The sequence below is a fragment of the Phormidium sp. FACHB-1136 genome, from assembly GCF_014697375.1.
Lineage (GTDB): Bacteria > Cyanobacteriota > Cyanobacteriia > Phormidesmidales > Phormidesmidaceae > Nodosilinea.
In genome coordinates this window covers 1-3,779 of record NZ_JACJRS010000193.1, presented here as the reverse complement: position 1 = coordinate 3,779, position 3,779 = coordinate 1, and the positions used below count along the sequence as shown (strand labels likewise).

General features: G+C 47.3%; 6 protein-coding genes. 2 read left to right on the top strand and 4 right to left on the bottom strand.

Annotation, left to right across the window (positions count from 1 at the left end):
* Together H6G62_RS26225 and H6G62_RS26220 are read left to right on the top strand one after the other, a co-directional pair.
* The coding region (locus H6G62_RS26225) for a hypothetical protein (RefSeq protein WP_206755663.1) at positions 1-731 on the top strand (731 nt) is incomplete at its 5' end.
* Positions 732-880: 149 nt separating this feature from the next.
* Positions 881-1,174 carry a hypothetical protein gene (locus tag H6G62_RS26220; protein ID WP_190500680.1) on the top strand — a complete coding sequence of 98 codons (294 nt, stop codon included), beginning with the start codon at positions 881-883 and terminating at the stop codon, positions 1,172-1,174.
* Positions 1,175-1,322: 148 nt separating this feature from the next.
* On the opposite strand, the gene H6G62_RS26215 is transcribed toward H6G62_RS26220, so the two are convergent.
* The 4 genes from H6G62_RS26215 to H6G62_RS28165 all read right to left on the bottom strand — a co-directional run bounded on the left by H6G62_RS26215 (position 1,323) and on the right by H6G62_RS28165 (position 2,734).
* On the bottom strand, positions 1,323-1,583 hold the full coding sequence (locus H6G62_RS26215) for a DUF4926 domain-containing protein (RefSeq protein WP_190500677.1): 261 nt from the start codon (positions 1,581-1,583) through the stop codon (positions 1,323-1,325).
* Positions 1,580-1,876 (bottom strand): DUF6883 domain-containing protein, encoded by a 297-nt coding sequence (locus tag H6G62_RS28720; RefSeq protein WP_347239431.1) that lies wholly within the window; start codon positions 1,874-1,876, stop codon positions 1,580-1,582. The genes H6G62_RS26215 and H6G62_RS28720 overlap by 4 nt, the downstream gene beginning before the upstream one ends.
* Before the next feature lie 80 nt (positions 1,877-1,956).
* On the bottom strand, positions 1,957-2,379 hold the full coding sequence (locus tag H6G62_RS26210; protein ID WP_190500675.1) for an HNH endonuclease signature motif containing protein: 423 nt from the start codon (positions 2,377-2,379) through the stop codon (positions 1,957-1,959).
* Positions 2,372-2,734, bottom strand: a complete 363-nt coding sequence (locus H6G62_RS28165) for a hypothetical protein (protein ID WP_190500673.1) — start codon at positions 2,732-2,734, stop codon at positions 2,372-2,374. The genes H6G62_RS26210 and H6G62_RS28165 overlap by 8 nt, the downstream gene beginning before the upstream one ends.
* Positions 2,735-3,779 lie beyond the last annotated feature (1,045 nt).

The following is a 3,779-nucleotide window of genomic DNA, read 5'->3' as shown; positions in this document are numbered from 1 at the left end:
CAGAAAGGTTTCGCTTTCAGCAACCTCAATCACGAAGGGGCGGGCCATCCTCTCTACCCTCTCAAACGTCATCCCCTATTATGCTCAACTTCATGCCGGATTGGTATAAGATTCCCCTTCTTATTAATATTATAGAAAGGGCTATTCAAGACGGTCGAGAATGGGGATTACAGCTTCTAGATGAAGCTCAGGACAAGCGTGACAAGAGAAAAATTTCCACAAATGCAATTCATGTGTCAACGCTATGGTCAATAGGGACGGGAATAGTAACTGGTTTTGCCGGAATCTTTGGTATTCCAGCAGATGTTGTCGATGCTGTATATTCTCAAGTCAAACTTTCATCTACACTTTTCACCATTAATGACTTTGATACGGCTGATGAATCAAAGTGGGTTTTGATTGTATCGGCAGCGTCTGGGATTTCTGTGAGAAAGCTATCAAAATACCTAGGACTCTATTCTGTCAAGGCTCTTCAGAAAGCATTTTTGCCTAAATCATTTAGGGTGATAATGAGAATGAATGAACGATTTGCACTCAAGATAGCCTCTAAACTTTTCAGTAAAAATGTTGTCAAAACTGCCAAGATTATTCCTGCGGTAGGTAGCATTGTTGGTGGTACTGTGAATGGCGTTACCATGTTCCTACTTGGTAACGCAATCCTGACTTTCATTGATGAGTGGAAGAACGAAGGGGAGGGGGAAGGAGGAAGCTTCTCTCTTTCTCCTGCATGAATTTCCTTTTGAAACCAATTCATGAAACACAGTGATAGTTAGTTCTGACTTTGTTGGGTGACGCGATCACGTTACCCAACAAGCAACTGCTGACTGTGAAAGCTAATACTTATGACCGATGACGATTTCTAGTAGATCTTGGAGTAGCTATGGCTTACGTTCATGAAATGAAATTCTTTCAACAAGGTGAAGAGCTTTACGTTGCGTTCTTTGATAAAGCACCTCTCTTTTGCAATGAGTTTTGGATTAAGAATATCTCTGCTTCTACATTAGGTATTCAGCGTCTTCCTAAAAATATAGAACTAGAGAAAAAGTACTCTGTCACCTCTCTTGGTATTCAGCCCTTTGAGGCTACCAAGCCATTTTTTAGATTTACAGATGCCAGCGCAAAACTTGCATGGGAAAAAGGCAAAGCGATTTTCCTGAAGCGAATTGGGTTTTAGTTGTAGGGTGCATTCGTGAAGCAATGCACCACACCCAAAACGGTCTGACAAATCATGGTCTGGCTCAGAATCGAGGATACCGCTGTGTATCCCCTCCTTTTTGTGGAATATTCCCCGGAAGCCCCATGGTGCGAATGACGGACGCAAATTATCGAACCGCCTCTAGCCGCGATCTCACAGTGAGAATTTCGTCTGGGCGCAACGGGTCAATCGCCGATTGGGGTACCGTCACCACATCCACCGATTCGCCGAGGGCGTTAAAGACCTCCAGAATGCAGCCATCTTCACCATCGTCTGGGGCCGGGACGGTATCAATAAAGGTGGCAATGTCGCCCTGCGGTCGGTGGTACTCCGGGAAGTCTCGATTCAGGGAAACACGGCTATATAGTGGAATTTCAGAGTTTTTCATCGCTTGGGTTTGAGCGTGACGAACTGGATAATGTTGTCTTTAGCACGTTCTATCCACACTGTAACAACAAGCAGAGCACCCTGGGGGCCAAGGATTGGGCCTTCAACCCGATAGTAGGTTCCGTATTTATCTTGACGGTCTGAAACGGCATCATAGGTCTGAACCGGGCTGAGGATAGCTTGTTTAAGCTGGTCGGGATTTTCCTGGGTAAATCCAGCTTGGGCCAGAAATTTAGATTTGTCGTCCTCTGGCCGGGGCACTAATAGGTATTGAGTCAGTTTGGCATCGGGAATGATGATGGACTAGATGGCTCTTCCGCGTAGGTCTCCCCCTTTGATAGCACAAACTGAATAGCCCAGGCTGACATTTTGAATTAGTTCGGAATATTCAGGATTCCAGCACTGACACACAAGCGCCGTTCCAAAATTCTGGTGGGTCGATTGAGTTGCAATAGCTTGATGGTGACTCGCCCAATAGCGGTTGTGGGTACCATTTCACCATCCACAAGCCGAAAATGCTCACTCCAGCGATCACACCGAGGCTGATATAACCGAACAATCTCTCCCGTCGCCGTATCCACAGAGGCCAAGTCACTCCCCTTGTACTTGTTGCAAAGGGCGCAGGCTAAGGCCAAATTTGCCTCGTTGGTTTGCCCACCATGCTTTTCGGCAATCACATGATCGACTTGATGGGGCACAAGTGCCACCTGTTCAGGGATGAGGCAATACTCACAAGTATCCTTAGCTCGGTCTCGCACCAACCTTCTCAGATCGGCTGGGATATAGGTCTTACTCATCACCCAAGTGGCTTAATTTAACCAAAGCCCTGGTCTTAGCCATCCGAACCAGATGCTCGACATATTCATAGTGTTGCCACCAGCATTCTTCGGTCTCAGTCAACCCGACCGTTTGAGTTTTAACCAATAGCTCCTCCACCTGTTGTTGAAGAGCCGCTGTCGGTTTTAGAGCTAGGATTTCCTCGGCAGAGGGTAGGGCCGCTAGAAACTCCAGGACATCCGCCAACCCAGAAAACCCAGGTTGCTCCAGGGTTGACCATTCCCGGAGTCCCAGTTCCAAGATTTGTGGCAATTGCTGGGACACGGGCGTGAGCCGTAGGGCTAAATCCTCTGGGATGTTGATGCTAATTTCCACAACGTTTTTTCTCCTAAGTCATCCCACAGCCGCTATTTCACGATGTACCGCACCTACAGCATCGACCCCACCAAACGAGAGAATTTCCCTCAACTGTAGACCAGGAGCCAGCGGCAAGCCATCCGATGACAGAAATTGTTAAGGAATTCCCCCGTCGGATGGGTTTTGGGTGCAACCCGTCCCGTTGGAGGGTACCTGGAGATAGGCCCAGCTTAGGTTTCGCTGATCTGGGGGTGGGGCCGGGGTCGGTCAGGGGCACATCACACAAAGCTGACACAAATTATCAAACCGCCTCCAGCCGCGATCTCACCGTCAGAATGTCGTCTGGGCGCAATGGGGCCATCGCCGATTGGGGTACCGTCACCACATCCATGAAATTTCGGCGTCTTGCCTTTACACCTTGTCGTCTGAATAGCGGCTGGCTTCGCGCAAAACCTCGATTAACGCTGGCTTGTCAACGGCAATGACATCGTTAGGTAAGTGCTTGTGATGCGGGAAGCTGGTCAAGCCCCAAATCTCCAATGTAGGTTGGGTGCAGCTTCGCTGCACCCAACCTACATTGGAGATGTGTTATACCAATCAGACATGAGGATGAGCATAACCCAGGGCATGGAAAGCCTATGAATCAAGGGTTTCAGTTCTTTAGGGTTTATCCGACTTCATAACGTTTTGGTATTAGGCAATCAGGTACAAAAGTCCAGACTGATGAATCGGCTTAATCTGGTACAGCCTAGGGGTAATCAATTAAGATTGAGGATAATCACTCAAGAGCAAAAGCAATGCCCATCATTAAAATCCCTAAACAATATTTAATTGATCAAAATGAAGAGTTCATTACCGTGGATGTACCTGCATCAGTCGTATCGCTCTGGCAGCGGGACTATGCCAAAATAACGAAGGCTAAGGGATTGCTAAAAGACAAGCGAAACCAAATGCTAGGGCACCTCGATTAATTGAGTATCCAGGGAATTGCCGTCTCAAAAAAGAACACAGTGAGACAGAAATAACCTTTCTATCGCACTGTGTCAGTCGTGATTAAAATGAA

Coding starts and splice junctions, on each gene's coding strand:
- H6G62_RS26220 (WP_190500680.1), top strand. CDS start 881: ATGGCTTACGTTCATGAAATGAAATTCTTTCAACAAGGTGAAGAGCTT.
- H6G62_RS26215 (WP_190500677.1), bottom strand. CDS start 1,583: ATGAAAAACTCTGAAATTCCACTATATAGCCGTGTTTCCCTGAATCGA.
- H6G62_RS26210 (WP_190500675.1), bottom strand. CDS start 2,379: ATGAGTAAGACCTATATCCCAGCCGATCTGAGAAGGTTGGTGCGAGAC.